Raw genomic sequence first — 15,411 nt, forward strand, 5'->3', positions numbered from 1 at the left:
CTGCGAACCGACGCCCCGGCGTCGGTTTTTTTATCGCTATACTTATTTGGTGTAGAGGGACAGAGCTTAAGGGGCGCCGGGCAATGACTATTTATACCTTTGATTTTGATGAAATAGCTGAGCAACAGGATTTCTATCGCGAGTTTTCCCGCGCCTTCGCGCTACCGGATAAGCAGGTGGATAACCTCGACGCGCTGTGGAGCGCGGTGACGGGAGGGCGCTTACCGTTCCCGCTGGAGATTGAATTTGTTCATCTGGATGAAAAACAGCGTCGTCGCTTTGGTGCGTTAATTTTGCTGTTCGATGAAGCGGAAGAGGAGCTGGAAGGACTACTACGTTTCAATGCCCGTTGGGCATAAAAAAGCCCCCGGCAGGGCGGGGGCAAGTCGTCGGATAAGACGACGAGGGTTTATTTGTACAACTCAGCAGTCGCGTGCCAGCTGTCGCCGGTACGAGCTTCAATAATGCGGTAGCTGCTGGCGCCTTCTTTCTCGGCTTTAGCCGCCAGTTCCTGGCGCATATCCATTGGCGCGCTACCTACTTGAGATACAGAGATAGTGCCCATTGGTTGCAGATTTTGTGCTTGATCGGCGTTCACTTGCTGTACGGCTGCGCTTGCGCCGAAAGAGAGAACAGATGCCAGACCCAGGGATGCGATGATAATTGCGCTTTTCATAATCTTTACTCCAACCATTTGTGCAGCGGCGGGAGATTTCGTATGAACCCAGGCCGCTGAAGAGATACTGTTTCAGTTAATGACCGACAATCGTTAAAGCTTATTTATAAAGTTCAGCAGTGGCGTGCCAGTGGTCGCCGGTGCGAGCTTCGATAATGCGATAAGAAGAAGCACCTTCTTCTTGTGCTTTTTTGTTCAGCATTTCGTGCATATCCATCGGGGAAGAACCTACCGCGCCGATAGATACGGTGCCCAGTGACTGGCGGCTTTCCGCTTGAGTGCTGTTGATTGAATCAGCGGCGAAAGCGCCAAAGGACAGTACGGATAGCATGCTGAGTGCGGCTACAGTGGTTTTGATTTTCATGATGTTCACCTCGTCGAATTTTATTATTAGGGGGCTTTGTTTCGTGACCCTCATCACAAAATCAAGTATACACTAATCACCAAAAATATTAATACCATGCTAATTGTTTTCAGTGTAAATAATTTCCAAGAAATGTCGTTTTTATAACGTATAAGAATTAGAAATGTCATTCATGGGGTGAATGTCATGATTATTTATATTTAAATCAAATAGATATTGCGCTTTGATCTTTTGTGCGCTTTAGCCGTTATCATTCGGTAAAGGAATGTATAGAGGTGGAAAACCACACTAAATGTTAAAAAAATGCTGCTTTATTTGAAGGTTTGAGGGGGAGCGTTTTGCGGGGAAGAGCCCTCTGGCGGGAACCAGAGGGGGAGCGCTTAGAGTTCCTGTTCGAACAGGACCAGGATCGCGTCGTAGAGATCTTTAACGGAAAAACCGCGGGCAGGGGTGGTAAAGATAGTGTCATCCCCCGCGATACTACCCAGAATACCTTCGGCTTTACCTAAGGAATCCAGCAGGCGTGCGATCAGCTGCGCCGCGCCGGGGCTGGTGTGAATCACTACCACCGCATCGTTATAATCGATGTCCAGCACCAGGTTTTTCAGCGGGCTGGAGGTCGTCGGCACGCCGAGTTCGGCAGGCAAACAGTAGACCATTTCCATTTTGGCGTTACGCGTGCGAACGGCGCCAAACTTTGTCAGCATGCGGGAAACTTTCGATTGGTTGATGTTCTCGAAACCTTCTTCCTGCAGCGCCTGAACGATTTCGCCTTGCGAGCTGAATTTTTCTTCTTTAAGCAGCGATTTAAACGCTTTAACCAGTTCTTCTTGTTTTGCCGAACTACGCATAAGTCACCCAGATTATGGTGGTAAAAACAACATCATTATGCATACAAGTGCATTTTTATGCAAATAATCCGCAAGGGAATAGCGTAAATAATGTTATGAAAGGCGCATATTTTAGCAAATAACCCTGATGAGGAACATGCCTGCATCACAGCGGGTAAATTGCTGTAAAAGTGAAATAAATGTTATGAAATTGATATTGTTTTGCCGAGCGAGCTGGGTGTATTGTAACCAATAGTCGATCCGGTACTACGGCTTTGCTGGATGGCCAGTCTCAGGAAGAAAAATGCGAATTTGCTGCATCATTGCGCGTACCCCGCATTCTTCAGCCATAATTATTGTAATTGTTCATCTTGTGAATTAAGGTCCAGGCGACGGAATAACGAAAGACTATACCCGTCATACTTCGAGCTGCATGTGCGTTGGCTGCAATCGTTCACCCCAGTCACTTACTTCAGTAAGCTCCTGGGGATTCACGCTCTTGCCGCCTTCCTGCAACTCGAATTATTCAGGGTGTAAATTAACCATAATAAGGAGTTTAGGATGAAAGTTGCAGTCCTCGGCGCCGCTGGTGGCATCGGCCAGGCGCTTGCCCTACTACTTAAGACCCAACTGCCTTCAGGTTCAGAGCTCTCGTTGTACGACATCGCTCCGGTTACGCCGGGCGTGGCGGTAGATCTAAGTCATATTCCCACAGATGTAAAAATCAAAGGTTTCTCCGGTGAAGATGCAACCCCGGCGCTGGAAGGCGCTGATGTGGTGCTGATTTCCGCCGGCGTCGCGCGCAAGCCCGGCATGGATCGTTCCGACTTATTTAATGTTAACGCCGGTATCGTTAAAAATCTGGTGCAGCAGATCGCAAAAACCTGTCCGCAGGCCTGCATCGGTATTATCACCAACCCGGTAAATACCACCGTCGCTATCGCCGCCGAAGTGCTGAAAAAAGCCGGCGTGTACGATAAAAACAAACTGTTTGGCGTCACCACGCTCGACATTATTCGCTCTAATACTTTTGTCGCCGAGCTGAAAGGCAAGTCGGCAACCGAGGTTGAAGTTCCGGTCATTGGCGGCCACTCTGGCGTCACTATCCTGCCTTTACTGTCGCAGATTTCTGGCGTCAGCTTTAGCGAGCAGGAAGTCGCGGATCTCACCAAACGTATTCAAAACGCCGGGACGGAAGTCGTGGAAGCGAAAGCGGGCGGCGGGTCGGCGACGCTGTCGATGGGCCAGGCGGCTGCGCGTTTCGGGCTCTCACTGGTGCGTGCCATGCAGGGTGAAAAAGGCGTGGTTGAATGTGCCTACGTCGAAGGTGACGGCCAGTATGCCCGTTTCTTCTCGCAGCCGCTGCTGCTGGGCAAAAATGGCGTGGAAGAGCGTCAGTCTATCGGTAAACTCAGCGCTTTTGAACAGCAGGCGCTGGAAGGCATGCTGGATACGCTGAAGAAAGATATCGCCCTCGGCGAGGATTTCGTCAACAAGTAACATCTCCTTAGCAGAAAAGCCGGAACCGTCGTTCCGGCTTTTTTATCGCCTCATCTCCCTGCCGAATGCGCCGCCTGGCGGCTAAATCTGCTAAAATCCCCGCGTCTTAAGCCCCACGCAATGAGGACGTTGTGAAAAAGATCGAAAGAAAGCAGACCAGGGACCACATTACGCAAATCATTCGCTATCAAATTCTTTCCGGAGCGATAAAACCGGGAGATGAGCTGGCGCAGGAGAGTATTGCTGAGCAGCTAGGGCTTTCACGTATGCCGGTTAGAGAAGCGTTGCAGTCTCTTGAACAAGAGGGGTTTCTGGTGCGCTTGCCTAACCGTCATATGCAGGTATCAAAGCTGGTGCCCGATGATGTTAGCCATATTTTTCGCGTGATCGCGGTGATGGCTGCCGAATTGTTCACTCTCGTGCCGGCAAACCAGGGGGAATTGCTGCTCGGGCGCGCGCAAGCGCTGGCGCAGCCTGGCGACAAAACTCGCGAACTGGAATTTCATCAGTTGCTGATTTCTTATCTCGATAACCGCTATCTGGCGAAGGCGTATCAGCAATTTTTGGATGGATATATTTCTTATGTCATCCTGTATCTGAAAGACGATAGCCAGGAATCGGCACTGATACTACATGAACTGGCTGGAGCCATTAGCCGCGGCGATGTGGGCAATATTGCTCAGGCAACACAGCGTTATTTCCTCATGCTTGCGGAAATTATGCGTCAACATATGAAGGATTGGGAAAGTGCAGAAGCCTAAATTAGGGAAAATTAAGCTTCTTTCGGCGAAAGAGCAGGTCGCTGCGGTATTACGCAAAGCGATTCTTTCGCGGGATTTAGTGGAAGGGCAGGAGATAACTCTCGAAGGCATTGCCCGGATGGTCGGCGTTTCCAGCATGCCGGTGCGCGAAGCGTTTCAGATTTTAGCCGCCGATGGCCTGATTAAAGTCCGCCCTAATAAAGGCGCGGTGGTGTTGGGGATCAACGAACAGACGATTCGCGAGCATTATGAAATTCGCGCGCTGCTGGAAAGTGAGGCGGTGGCGAAAGCCTCCCGTCCCGGCACGGATATTTCGTCCATTGCCCGGGTACACGATGCGGCGGAAAAAGCGCTGGCCGATAATAACTTCACTGAATATTCCGACCTGAACCAGGCCTTCCATATGGAGATCTGGAACGCCGCGGGCAACGAAAAAATGAAGATGCTGCTCTGTAATATGTGGAACGGACTGTCGATGGGGCACAAGGTCACCGAAGCAGAATACGCCGCTATCTCCATTCGCGAACATAAGGAGATTTTACAGGCACTTGAACAGCATAATGAAGAACTGGCGCGTCAGCGCATGCGCGAGCATATTATTCGCTCAATGGAAAATATGCTCACGCGATACCTTCCCGAAACCTCTGTATAGCGCTAAAGCCTGTTGGTTTTAGTCGTATTCATCAACGCTATTAATCATCTCTTGTGACGATCTGCAGAGGATCTTGATGCAGATCGCACTGCGCGATCTTTGTTTAAAAACGCATTGACTTACTTTTTGCATGGGCATAATTTCTCCCTCGTCAATATTGGATACAATATCATATATCATTGATAGGGATAATTATAAATATGGAACCGATTACCATCACCTTATGTTTGCTGGTGTTCGCTATCGTCATGTTTGTCTGGGAGAAGGTGCCTTTGGCAGTGACTTCCATGGTGGTCTGCGTGGCGTTAGTGCTCACCGGCGTGTTGGATCTAAAACAAGCTTTTGCCGGTTTTATCGACTCCAACGTCATTCTTTTTGTCGCCATGTTTATCGTCGGCGGGGCGTTATTTGAAACCGGGATGGCCAATAAAGTCGGTGGGGTGATCACTCACTTCGCCAAAACCGAAAAACAGCTGATCTTCACCATCATGGTGGTCGTCGGCGTGATGTCGGGTTTTCTTTCCAACACCGGTACGGCGGCGGTATTGATCCCGGTAGTAATTGGCGTCGCGGCGAAATCGGGTTTTGCCCGCTCGCGTCTGCTGATGCCGCTGGTATTTGCCGCCGCGCTCGGCGGCAACCTGTCGCTGATTGGCGCGCCCGGCAACCTGATCGCGCAATCGGCGTTGCAGAATATCGGTAGCGGCTTTGGCTTCTTTGAGTATGCGAAAGTGGGTTTACCGATGCTGCTATGCGGCATCCTCTATTTCCTGACTATCGGCTATAAATTTCTGCCTGCTACCGCTAATAGCGGTGAAGTCGGTAGCGTCGGCGAACAGCGTGATTACAGCCACGTTCCGCGCAGGAAACAGATCCTGTCGCTGGTGGTGCTGATCGCCACGATCCTCGGCATGATTTTTGAGAAACAGACCGGCATTAGCCTGACGGTGGCAGGCTGTATCGGTGCGTTGGTACTGGTGTTTACCGGCGTGCTGACGGAAAAGCAGGCCTATAAGGCGATTGATTCACAGACTATTTTCATTTTTGGCGGCACGCTGGCGCTGGCAAAAGCGCTGGAAATGACCGGTGCTGGCAAGCTGGTTGCCGATCATGTCATCGGCATGCTGGGCCAGAACTCTTCCCCGTTCATGTTGATGGTGGTGGTCTTTGCGCTGTCCGTCATCATGACCAATTTTATGTCCAATACCGCCACCGTCGCGCTACTGGTACCGGTGAGTTTGTCGATCGCGGCCGGAATGGGCGCCGATCCGAAAGCGGTTCTGATGGCGACCGTAATCGGCAGTTCCTGCGCCTACGCGACGCCGATCGGTATGCCCGCCAACATGATGGTGCTATCGGCAGGCGGCTATAAGTTTGTCGATTACGCCAAATCGGGCCTTCCTCTGATTATCGTTTCTACCATTGTCAGCCTCGTACTGCTGCCAATTCTTTTCCCTTTTCACCCGTAATTTACGGACGCTGTTCTGACTAAGGAGCCTTTATGAGCAAAAGCGAACAGATATCCCGAATGACCGATATTATGGCCAAATTCGTGGGATATACCGGCAAAGTATTGCCTGATGACGTCACTGCAAAACTGAAAGAATTGCATAAGAAAGAGACCAGCCAGCTGGCTGACGTCATCTTCACCACCATGATTGAAAACCAGCGTCTGGCGAAGGAGCTGGATCGTCCCTCCTGCCAGGACACCGGCGTCATTCAGTTTTTGGTTGAGTGCGGCGCTAATTTCCCGCTGATTGGCGAGCTGGAAGCGCTGCTGCGCGAATCGGTGATTAAAGCCACCGTGGATTCTCCGCTGCGTCACAACAGCGTTGAGACCTTTGACGAATACAACACCGGTAAAAACGTGGGTAAAGGTACGCCGACGGTATTCTGGGAGATTGTCCCTGATTCTGACCAGTGCAGTATTTACACCTATATGGCCGGCGGCGGCTGCTCGCTGCCGGGTAAAGCGATGGTGCTGATGCCGGGCGCTGGTTACGAAGGCGTAACCCGTTTCGTGCTGGATGTCATGACCAGCTATGGCCTGAACGCCTGTCCGCCGTTGTTGGTTGGCGTTGGCGTCGCGACTTCCGTTGAAACGGCGGCGCTGTTGTCGAAGAAAGCGCTGATGCGTCCGGTGGGATCGCGCAATGAGAATGAACGCGCCGCATCGTTGGAGAAAATGCTCGAAGACGGCATTAATAAAATTGGCCTTGGCCCGCAGGGGATGTCCGGCAATACCTCCGTGATGGGCGTCAATATCGAAAATACCGCACGCCATCCTTCCACCATTGGCGTGGCGGTCAACGTCGGCTGCTGGTCGCACCGCAAAGGACATATCGTTTTCGATAAAGATTTGAATTACACCATTACGTCTCACACAGGAGTGGCTTTCTGATGACTAAAAAAATACTTACTACGCCAATTAAAGATGAAGATTTAGCTGATATTAAAGCGGGCGATATTATTTATCTTAATGGTCATATTGTTACCTGTCGTGATGTTGCTCATCGTCGTTTAATTGAAGGCGGTCGCGAATTGCCGGTCAACGTTGCCGGCGGCGCGATATTACATGCCGGGCCAATTGTGCGGCCGATTAAAGGTACAGAAGATAAATTTGAAATGGTCTCTGTTGGACCAACCACCAGTATGCGTATGGAGAAATTTGAAAAAGAATTTATTGCTAAGACCGGTGTGAAACTCATTGTCGGTAAAGGCGGCATGGGCAAAGGTACCGAAGAAGGCTGCGCCGAACATAAAGCGCTGCACTGCGTATTCCCGGCCGGCTGCGCGGTGGTTGCCGCGGTCTGTGTGGAAGAAATTGAAGACGCCCAGTGGCGTGATTTAGGTATGCCGGAAACCTTATGGGTTTGCCGGGTAAAAGAATTCGGCCCACTTATTGTGTCGATCGATACCCATGGAAATAACCTGTTTGAGCAGAATAAAGTGATATTTAATCAGCGCAAAGAGATTGTCGCTGATGAGATCTGTCAGCACGTAAGTTTTATTAAATAACTCCTGGCTAAATATATTGCGCAGTAGTGGCGAGAATTAAATTCCGCGATAAAGAGGCTTCTGACCATGTGGTCTGGGGAAATCCACTCTGCTATCGCGGGTTCATTACGCCATTATTGCGCCCCTCCAAAGGCTATTTTATGACTGATGCTGCGCTGTTAGGCGAGGGCTTCACCCTGATGTTTCTTGGCATGGGCTTCGTGCTGGCGTTCCTGCTGCTGCTCATTTTCGCCATCCGGGGGATGTCTCTCGCCGTTACCCGTCTGTTCCCTGAGCCGCCTGCCGCGTCCAAAGCGGCGCCGGCCGCCGTCGCGCCCGCCGACGACTTCGCCCGCTTAAAACCGGCGATTGTCGCCGCTATTCACCACCATCGCCGCCTTAATCCTTAATTCACGGAGGAATTCATGACCGTTGCCATTACCGATGTCGTCCTGCGCGACGCCCACCAGTCCCTGTTCGCCACCCGTCTGCGCCTTGACGATATGCTCCCCGTCGCCGCTCAGCTGGATGACGTCGGCTACCGCTCGCTGGAATGCTGGGGCGGCGCCACCTTTGACGCCTGCATCCGCTTCCTCGGCGAGGACCCGTGGGTCCGCCTGCGCGAACTGAAAAAGGCGATGCCGAAAACCCCGCTGCAGATGCTGCTCCGCGGCCAGAACCTGCTCGGCTACCGCCACTACGCCGACGACGTGGTGGAGCGCTTTGTCGAGCGCGCCGTCAAAAACGGCATGGACGTGTTCCGCGTTTTCGATGCCATGAACGACCCGCGCAACATGAAAGCCGCCCTGCAGGCGGTGCGCAGCCACGGCGCCCACGCCCAGGGCACACTCAGCTACACCACCAGCCCGGCACACACCCTGCAGACCTGGCTCGACCTCACCGAACAGCTGCTGGAGACCGGCGTCGACTCCATCGCCATCAAGGACATGTCCGGTATCCTCACCCCGCATGCCGCCTTTGAGCTGGTCAGCGAAATCAAAAAACGCTTTGCCGTCACCCTGCACCTGCACTGCCACGCCACCACCGGCATGGCGGAGATGGCGCTGCTGAAGGCTATTGAAGCCGGCGTCGACGGCGTCGATACCGCCATCTCCTCGATGAGCGCCACCTACGGCCACCCGGCCACCGAAGCGCTGGTGGCCACCCTCGCCGGGACCCGCTACGACACCGGCCTCGATATCCACAAACTGGAGAGCATCGCCGCGTACTTCCGCGAGGTGCGCAAAAAATACCACGCCTTCGAAGGCCAGCTGAAAGGCACCGACAGCCGTATCCTGGTCGCCCAGGTGCCGGGCGGGATGCTCACCAACCTTGAGGGCCAGCTTAAACAGCAGAGCGCCGCCCACCGTCTGGATGAGGTGCTGGCGGAAATCCCCCGTGTGCGCGAGGACCTCGGCTTCATCCCGCTGGTGACCCCGACCTCGCAGATTGTCGGCACCCAGGCGGTGCTTAACGTGCTGGGCGGCGAGCGCTACAAAACCATCGCGAAAGAGACCGCCGGTATCCTGAAAGGCGAATACGGCCACACCCCGGCGCCGGTTAACGCCGCCCTGCAGGCGCGGGTGCTCGACGGCGCCGACGCCGTCACCTGCCGCCCGGCGGACCTGCTGAAGCCGGAGCTGGCGGAGCTTGAAGCCGACGTGAAACGCCAGGCGCAGGAGAAGGGCATCACGCTTGCCGAAAACGCCATCGACGACGTGCTCACCGTGGCGCTGTTCCCGCAAATCGGCCTGAAGTTCCTCGAAAACCGCCACAACCCGGCGGCCTTTGAGCCCGTGCCGCAGGTGGAAGAAGCAAAATCTGCCGCGCCGGCAAAAGCCGCCGCCTCCGGCGTCTACACCGTGGAAGTGGAAGGCAAAGCCTTCGTGGTCAAAGTCAGCGACGGCGGCGACGTCAGCCAGCTGACGGCGGCCACTCCGTCTTCCGCACCGGTTCAGGCAGCCGCCCCGGCCCCGGCAGGCACCGGCACCCCGGTGACCGCGCCGCTGGCGGGCACCATCTGGAAGGTGCTGGCCAGCGAAGGCCAGGCGGTGGCGGAAGGCGAGGTGCTGCTGATTCTGGAAGCCATGAAGATGGAAACCGAAATCCGCGCCGCGCAGGCCGGTACCGTACGCGGTATCGCGGTGAAATCCGGCGATGCGGTGGCGGTCGGCGACACCCTGCTGCAGCTGGCGTAAGGACGAGGAGCGCAAATGGAAAGTCTGAACGCCCTGATTCAGGGCATGGGGCTGATGCACCTGGGGGCCGGCCAGGCGGTAATGCTGCTGGTCAGCCTGCTGCTGCTGTGGCTGGCGATTGCGAAAAAGTTCGAGCCGTTACTGCTGCTGCCGATTGGCTTCGGCGGCCTGCTCTCCAATATCCCGGAGGCCGGGCTGGCGCTGAGCGCGCTGGAAAACCTGCTGGCCCACCACGACCCGGTCCAGCTGGCGGTGATTGCCGCGAAGCTCAACTGCGCGCCGGACGTCCACGCCATCAAGGAGGCGCTGGCGCTGGCCCTGCCGTCGGTGCAGGGGCAGATGGAGACGCTGGCGGTGGACATGGGCTACTCCTCCGGGGTGCTGGCCATCTTCTATAAGGTGGCGATTGGCTCGGGTATCGCGCCGCTGGTGATCTTTATGGGCGTCGGGGCGATGACCGATTTCGGCCCGCTGCTGGCCAACCCGCGCACCCTGCTGCTGGGGGCGGCGGCGCAGTTCGGGATCTTCGCCACCGTGCTCGGGGCGCTGACGCTGAACTACTTCGGCTTCATCTCCTTCACCCTGCCGCAGGCGGCGGCCATCGGCATCATCGGCGGCGCCGACGGCCCGACGGCCATCTACCTGTCGAGCAAGCTGGCGCCGGAGCTGCTGGGGGCCATCGCGGTGGCCGCCTACTCCTACATGGCGCTGGTGCCGCTGATCCAGCCGCCGATCATGAAGGCGCTGACCAGCGACAAAGAGCGGAAGATCCGCATGGTGCAGCTGCGTACGGTGAGCAAACGCGAGAAGATCCTCTTCCCGGCGGTGCTGTTGCTGCTGGTGGCGCTGCTGCTGCCGGACGCCGCGCCGCTGCTGGGGATGTTCTGCTTCGGCAACCTGATGCGCGAAAGCGGGGTGGTGGATCGTCTGAGCGATACGGTGCAGAACGCGCTGATCAATATCGTCACCATCTTCCTCGGGCTGTCGGTGGGAGCCAAGCTGGTGGCGGACAAGTTCCTGCAGCCGCAGACGCTGGGGATCCTGCTGCTGGGGGTGATCGCCTTCTGCGTGGGCACCGCCGCCGGGGTGATCATGGCGAAGCTGATGAACGTATTCAGTAAGCACAAGATCAACCCGCTGATTGGTTCCGCCGGGGTATCGGCGGTGCCGATGGCGGCGAGGGTGTCCAACAAGGTGGGTCTGGAAGCGGACGGGCAGAACTTCCTGCTGATGCACGCGATGGGCCCGAACGTGGCCGGGGTGATCGGCTCGGCGATCGCCGCCGGGGTGATGCTCAAGTACGTGCTGGCGATGTAGGCCGGCATCCATCCCGGATAGCGGCTGGCGCCTTATCCGGGCTACCCGTCCGCTCCGGTTTGTAGCCCCGGTAAGCGTAGCGCCACCGGGGAGAGGTTCCCGGATGGCGGCTGGCGCCTTATCCGGGCGACCGGTCCGCTCCGGTTTGTAGCTCCGGTAAGCGCAGCGCCACCGGGGAGAGGTTCCCGGATAGCGGCTGGCGCCTTATCCGGGTTACCCGTCCGCTCCGGTTTGTAGCCCCGGTAAGCGCAGCGCCACCCGGGGAGAGGTTCCCGGATAGCGGCTGGCGCCTTATCCGGGCGACCGGTCCGCTCCGGTTTGTAGCCCCGGTAAGCGCAGCGGCACCGGGGAGAGGTTCCCGGATAGCGGCTGGCGCCGTAGCCGGGTTACCGGTCCGCTCCGGTTTGTAGCCCCGGTAAGCCAGCGCCAACGGGGAGAGGTTCCCGGATAGCGGCTGGCGCCTTATCCGGGCGACCGGTCCGCTCCGGTTTGTAGCCCCGGTAAGCGCAGCGCCACCGGGGAGAGGTTCCCGGATGGCGGCTGGCGCCTTAGCCGGGCGACCGGTCCGCTCCGGTTTGTAATCCCGGTAAGCGCAGCGCCACCGGGGAGAGGTTCCCGGATAGCGGCTGGCGCCTTATCCGGGCTACCGGTCCGCTCCGGTTTGTAACCCCGGTAAGCGCAGCGCCACCGGGGAGAGGTTCCCGGATAGCGGCTTGCGCCTAATCCGGGCGACCGGTGACCCCGTAGGCCGGCCGGGCGCCGCGCGAGCCGGGAATTTTTCCTGAGGAGGCTTTGATGAATGAAACGCTAGTATTACATCCTGCCAGCCGGTCGTCGGCAAAAGAGGGGGTCGTTGATGACGCCCTGGCGTCGCTGGAGGAGCTTGAACAACTGCATCCGGCGCTGAATCTGCTGGCGCACCCGCCAGTCGGCCGTGGCAGCCATGATTTCTTTGTCTGTTGTTATGACGCCGGTATACAGCATGCGCAGAGCGGGGAGGCTGAAACGGTAGCGGCGTTGCTTGATTCGCTGACGCAGGAGCGGCAAAGGAGCGGCCTGCTTTGCGCCGCCGCCGGGCATCTGGATGCGCTGCGTCAGCCGCTGACGCATAATCGTTTATGCGATCTGGCCGGAAAGATGTGCGCCAGCGTAGCGCAGGCTGATAGTGAATCGCGCAGCGGTTTCTACAGCGTACGCAGTATCTCGCTGCCGGTGTATCGACGATTGCTGCGGGACAACCATGCGCACAGCGTTTGTTTACAGCAGTCGCTGCTGCATTTGCTGGCCTGGAGGAGTGAATCGCCGTGGGCGCGGCAGCAGGCGCAACGGCTGCTGTGGCAGGGCGGGGTTCTCGGCGAGAGAGGGGAGTTCGCGTTACTGACGCTGGATGATGAACTGCGGGAGCGGCAGATCCGCTGGCCATCGTTGTGGTCGTTACTGGCGGTGACCGGGTTTCTGGCCAGATTCCCGGCCGGACCGCTGTTTGCTGATTAATCGCGCTCCCGGTAAAGGAGCGCTAAGCGTTAATTTGTCGCCGGGTATTCCTGTACCGCCACGTGCAGGGTGATTTTCTTATCATCGCGCATGATGACCACCGGGATTTCTGAACCCGGGCGAATTTCCGCAACCTGGTCCATGGTTTCCAGCGCCGAAACTGCTGGTTTATCGTTCACCGAGATGATCACGTCATTGGCGCGGATCCCAGCCTGCGCCGCCGGGCCATCCGGGGCGACGTCATTCACGACGATCCCCTGGATCTGATCCATGCCGCCGCTCTGCGCATGCATTGGCGCGATCTCGCGGCCGCTGATCCCGATGTAACCGCGGATCACCCGACCGTCGCGGATCAGTTTATCCATGATCTTGGTCGCCAGCTGGAACGGGATGGCAAAGCCGATCCCTTCCGGCGTTTCGCCGTCATTGCTCTTATCAAACGACAGGGTGTTAATACCCATCAATTCACCCAGCGAGTTGACCAGCGCGCCGCCGGAGTTGCCGTGGTTGATAGAGGCATCGGTTTGCAGGAAATTCTGCCGCCCGGTAGGGTTCAGGCCGATACGACCGGTCGCGCTGATGATGCCCTGGGTGATGGTTTGTCCGAGGTTATATGGGTTGCCTATCGCCAGTACTACATCGCCGATATGCGGAACGCGTTTCGGGTTAATCGGGATGACCGGCAGGCCGCCGCTGGCGTTTATTTTGAGCACCGCCAGGTCGGTCAGGGTATCGGAACCGACTAACAGGGCTTCGAATACCCGTCCATCCTGCAGCGCAATGATTATCTGGTCAGCATCGTTGATGACGTGCTTGTTGGTGAGGATATATCCGCGTTGGTCCATGATAACGCCGGAGCCAAGCGTCAGTTGGTTATGGCTGGTGCTGTTCAGCGCGCGGTTATAGACGTTGACCACCGCCGGCGCGGCGCGTCTTACCGCAGCATTATAGCTGGCGGGCGATTCGTCAGCGGTATCGCTCGGCGTCGCCGATGAGAGCTGCCACTGGCGCAGCGAAGGCATCGCCGCCAGCAGGATGCCGCCGACGATTAAACCGATAAGGACTGAACGTAAAAGCTTTCCTGGCATGATGCGAATATCGTTAATTAATGGGCAGGCGCAGCATAGCATGACTTATCCGGACATCGCACGACGCGCGATGTCCGGAAGCAGCCGTCAGCGTAGCAGCAGATAAATGCTTTCGTTACCGCGCAGCACATTCAGCGCGATGACGGCCGGTTTGGTTTCCAGCACTTTACGTAGCTCGGCGATGGAACGCACGCGCTGGCGGTTGAGGCCGATAATCAGATCGTCTTTATGCAAGCCAACCTGCGCCGCCGCGCTGCCTTTATCGACGTTATCGATAGTCACGCCCTTAGTGCCGTCTTTCAGCTGGCCATCGCTTAGCGCCGCTCCCTGCAGGGCCGGGATAATCAGATCGGCGCTGGCGGTGGAAGAAGTGCTCTTATCCAGCGTGACTTCGACGTCCAACGGTTTGCCGTCGCGCAGTAGCCCCAGTTTTACTTTAGTGCCAGGGGCGGTAGTGGCGATACGCGAACGCAGCTCGGCGAAGCTGCTTAGCGGTTTGCCGTTCATGCTGACGATAACGTCACCGGATTTAATCCCTGCTTTTGCGGAGCCTGAATTGGCCAGGACTTCGCTTACGAAGGCGCCGCGCTGAGCGTTGATATTCATCGCCTTAGCGATATCCGCGCTCATTTCCATGCCTTTAATACCCAGCAGGCCGCGTTTGATTTCGCCGTATTGAATAAGCTGATCGGCGAGGGTCTTCGCCATGTTGCTCGGGATGGCGAATCCGATGCCGATGCTGCCGCCGCCCGGCGCCAGAATGGCGGTATTAATGCCGATAAGCTCGCCGTTGAGATTCAGCAGCGCGCCGCCGGAGTTGCCGCGGTTAATTGAGGCATCGGTTTGAATAAAGTTTTCCAGCCCTTCGAGATTAAGGCCGCTACGGCCCAGCGCGGAGATAATGCCGGAAGTGGCGGTTTGGCCGAGGCCGAAGGGGTTGCCGACGGCAACGGCGAAATCGCCGACGCGCAGTTTGTCGGAATCCGCGATGGCGATTTGCGTTAAATTGCTGGGTTTTAAAACCTGCAGCAGAGCGATATCGCTCTGTTCGTCGCTGCCTACCAGTTTGGCATCGAACTCGCGGCCATCGTTCAACTGAATGCTGATTTTCTGCGCCTGGCTTATTACGTGGTTGTTGGTCAGCACGTAGCCTTTGGCGGCGTCGATAATCACCCCTGAACCGAGGCCTTCAAACGGCTGCGCCTGCTCTTGCGGCGCGTTGTCGCCGAAGTATTTTTTCAGCTCTTCCGGCATATTCTGCACCGGCGAGGCGGTGCCTTCTACCTGCACGCTCACCACCGCAGGCAATACTTTTTCCAGCATCGGCGCGAGGCTCGGCAGCGCGCCCTGGCCTGGAACCTGGGTCGGCAGTGATGCCGCCGCCGGAGGCAGGACCGACAACGATAATCCAATGCTTAACGCTAACGCACTCAACAGCAAAGTCTGTTTCTTCATTAGATGCTGGCTCTCGTAACCTGAGGTGTATGGAAAAAACGTCCGAATGATTTGATGTTATTGAATTTTCGACCGGCTA

16 protein-coding genes are annotated in these 15,411 nt (G+C 56.5%); 11 read left to right on the top strand and 5 right to left on the bottom strand.

The features are described 5' to 3' along the window. The first annotated feature begins 83 nt into the window (after window positions 1-83). The gene (locus ABLV78_RS02420) at window positions 84-359 is read left to right on the top strand and encodes a barstar family protein (RefSeq protein WP_045380213.1); all 276 of its coding nucleotides are present in this window, start codon (window positions 84-86) and stop codon (window positions 357-359) included. A 50-nt stretch (window positions 360-409) separates the two neighbouring features. On the opposite strand, the gene yhcN-B is transcribed toward ABLV78_RS02420, so the two are convergent. The 3 genes from yhcN-B to argR form a co-directional block, all read right to left on the bottom strand. Further along, the gene (gene yhcN-B / locus ABLV78_RS02425; protein ID WP_015369472.1) at window positions 410-676 is read right to left on the bottom strand and encodes a DUF1471 family stress response protein YhcN-B; all 267 of its coding nucleotides are present in this window, start codon (window positions 674-676) and stop codon (window positions 410-412) included. Window positions 677-776: 100 nt separating this feature from the next. Then, window positions 777-1,040 (bottom strand): peroxide/acid stress response protein YhcN, encoded by a 264-nt coding sequence (yhcN, locus tag ABLV78_RS02430; RefSeq protein ID WP_015369473.1) that lies wholly within the window; start codon window positions 1,038-1,040, stop codon window positions 777-779. A 380-nt stretch (window positions 1,041-1,420) separates the two neighbouring features. Beyond that, entirely contained in the window at window positions 1,421-1,891 is a 471-nt protein-coding gene (gene argR, locus ABLV78_RS02435; protein WP_015369474.1) for a transcriptional regulator ArgR, read from the bottom strand. Between the two features lie 540 nt (window positions 1,892-2,431). On the opposite strand from argR, the gene mdh reads away from it, so the two are divergent. The 10 genes from mdh (at window position 2,432) to ABLV78_RS02485 (ending at window position 12,789) form a co-directional block, all read left to right on the top strand. Next, complete coding sequence (mdh, locus tag ABLV78_RS02440) at window positions 2,432-3,370, top strand: malate dehydrogenase (protein ID WP_045397222.1); 939 nt, start codon at window positions 2,432-2,434, stop codon at window positions 3,368-3,370. 131 nt (window positions 3,371-3,501) lie between these two features. Next, window positions 3,502-4,131, top strand: a complete 630-nt coding sequence (locus tag ABLV78_RS02445) for a GntR family transcriptional regulator (RefSeq protein WP_047047146.1) — start codon at window positions 3,502-3,504, stop codon at window positions 4,129-4,131. Then, on the top strand, window positions 4,118-4,783 hold the full coding sequence (locus tag ABLV78_RS02450; RefSeq protein ID WP_045397216.1) for a GntR family transcriptional regulator: 666 nt from the start codon (window positions 4,118-4,120) through the stop codon (window positions 4,781-4,783). Before ABLV78_RS02445 ends, ABLV78_RS02450 begins: the two co-directional genes overlap by 14 nt. A 200-nt stretch (window positions 4,784-4,983) precedes the next feature. Continuing rightward, window positions 4,984-6,252, top strand: coding sequence for an SLC13 family permease (locus ABLV78_RS02455; RefSeq protein WP_047047149.1), 1,269 nt, complete (start codon window positions 4,984-4,986; stop codon window positions 6,250-6,252). A 32-nt stretch (window positions 6,253-6,284) separates the two neighbouring features. Then, window positions 6,285-7,184, top strand: coding sequence for a L(+)-tartrate dehydratase subunit alpha (gene ttdA, locus ABLV78_RS02460; RefSeq protein WP_045397212.1), 900 nt, complete (start codon window positions 6,285-6,287; stop codon window positions 7,182-7,184). Continuing rightward, a complete protein-coding gene (gene ttdB, locus ABLV78_RS02465) occupies window positions 7,184-7,801 on the top strand; it encodes a L(+)-tartrate dehydratase subunit beta (RefSeq protein ID WP_015703618.1) in 618 nt (205 codons plus the stop codon). The genes ttdA and ttdB overlap by 1 nt, the downstream gene beginning before the upstream one ends. 140 nt (window positions 7,802-7,941) lie before the next feature. After that, a complete protein-coding gene (locus ABLV78_RS02470) occupies window positions 7,942-8,190 on the top strand; it encodes an oxaloacetate decarboxylase subunit gamma (RefSeq protein WP_045398376.1) in 249 nt (82 codons plus the stop codon). A gap of 15 nt (window positions 8,191-8,205) precedes the next feature. Next, window positions 8,206-9,978 carry a sodium-extruding oxaloacetate decarboxylase subunit alpha gene (gene oadA / locus ABLV78_RS02475; protein ID WP_165430612.1) on the top strand — a complete coding sequence of 591 codons (1,773 nt, stop codon included), beginning with the start codon at window positions 8,206-8,208 and terminating at the stop codon, window positions 9,976-9,978. Between the two features lie 15 nt (window positions 9,979-9,993). Continuing rightward, window positions 9,994-11,295, top strand: a complete 1,302-nt coding sequence (locus tag ABLV78_RS02480; protein ID WP_045398370.1) for an oxaloacetate decarboxylase subunit beta — start codon at window positions 9,994-9,996, stop codon at window positions 11,293-11,295. Window positions 11,296-12,090: 795 nt separating this feature from the next. Next, window positions 12,091-12,789 (top strand): membrane protein associated with oxaloacetate decarboxylase, encoded by a 699-nt coding sequence (locus ABLV78_RS02485; protein ID WP_047047543.1) that lies wholly within the window; start codon window positions 12,091-12,093, stop codon window positions 12,787-12,789. A 29-nt stretch (window positions 12,790-12,818) separates the two neighbouring features. Here the strand turns inward: ABLV78_RS02485 and degS are convergent, their stop codons facing one another. Together degS and degQ are read right to left on the bottom strand one after the other, a co-directional pair. After that, on the bottom strand, window positions 12,819-13,877 hold the full coding sequence (gene degS, locus ABLV78_RS02490) for an outer membrane-stress sensor serine endopeptidase DegS (protein ID WP_015703614.1): 1,059 nt from the start codon (window positions 13,875-13,877) through the stop codon (window positions 12,819-12,821). Between the two features lie 87 nt (window positions 13,878-13,964). Then, window positions 13,965-15,332, bottom strand: coding sequence for a serine endoprotease DegQ (gene degQ / locus ABLV78_RS02495; protein WP_045394989.1), 1,368 nt, complete (start codon window positions 15,330-15,332; stop codon window positions 13,965-13,967). Window positions 15,333-15,411 lie beyond the last annotated feature (79 nt).

Source organism: Klebsiella sp. CN_Kp075, from assembly GCF_040065055.2.
GTDB classification, from domain to species: Bacteria; Pseudomonadota; Gammaproteobacteria; order Enterobacterales; family Enterobacteriaceae; genus Klebsiella; species Klebsiella aerogenes.

Coding starts and splice junctions, on each gene's coding strand:
- ABLV78_RS02420 (WP_045380213.1), top strand. CDS start 84: ATGACTATTTATACCTTTGATTTTGATGAAATAGCTGAGCAACAGGAT.
- yhcN-B (WP_015369472.1), bottom strand. CDS start 676: ATGAAAAGCGCAATTATCATCGCATCCCTGGGTCTGGCATCTGTTCTC.
- yhcN (WP_015369473.1), bottom strand. CDS start 1,040: ATGAAAATCAAAACCACTGTAGCCGCACTCAGCATGCTATCCGTACTG.
- argR (WP_015369474.1), bottom strand. CDS start 1,891: ATGCGTAGTTCGGCAAAACAAGAAGAACTGGTTAAAGCGTTTAAATCG.
- mdh (WP_045397222.1), top strand. CDS start 2,432: ATGAAAGTTGCAGTCCTCGGCGCCGCTGGTGGCATCGGCCAGGCGCTT.
- ABLV78_RS02455 (WP_047047149.1), top strand. CDS start 4,984: ATGGAACCGATTACCATCACCTTATGTTTGCTGGTGTTCGCTATCGTC.
- ttdA (WP_045397212.1), top strand. CDS start 6,285: ATGAGCAAAAGCGAACAGATATCCCGAATGACCGATATTATGGCCAAA.
- ttdB (WP_015703618.1), top strand. CDS start 7,184: ATGACTAAAAAAATACTTACTACGCCAATTAAAGATGAAGATTTAGCT.
- ABLV78_RS02470 (WP_045398376.1), top strand. CDS start 7,942: ATGACTGATGCTGCGCTGTTAGGCGAGGGCTTCACCCTGATGTTTCTT.
- oadA (WP_165430612.1), top strand. CDS start 8,206: ATGACCGTTGCCATTACCGATGTCGTCCTGCGCGACGCCCACCAGTCC.
- ABLV78_RS02480 (WP_045398370.1), top strand. CDS start 9,994: ATGGAAAGTCTGAACGCCCTGATTCAGGGCATGGGGCTGATGCACCTG.
- ABLV78_RS02485 (WP_047047543.1), top strand. CDS start 12,091: ATGAATGAAACGCTAGTATTACATCCTGCCAGCCGGTCGTCGGCAAAA.
- degS (WP_015703614.1), bottom strand. CDS start 13,877: ATGCCAGGAAAGCTTTTACGTTCAGTCCTTATCGGTTTAATCGTCGGC.
- degQ (WP_045394989.1), bottom strand. CDS start 15,332: ATGAAGAAACAGACTTTGCTGTTGAGTGCGTTAGCGTTAAGCATTGGA.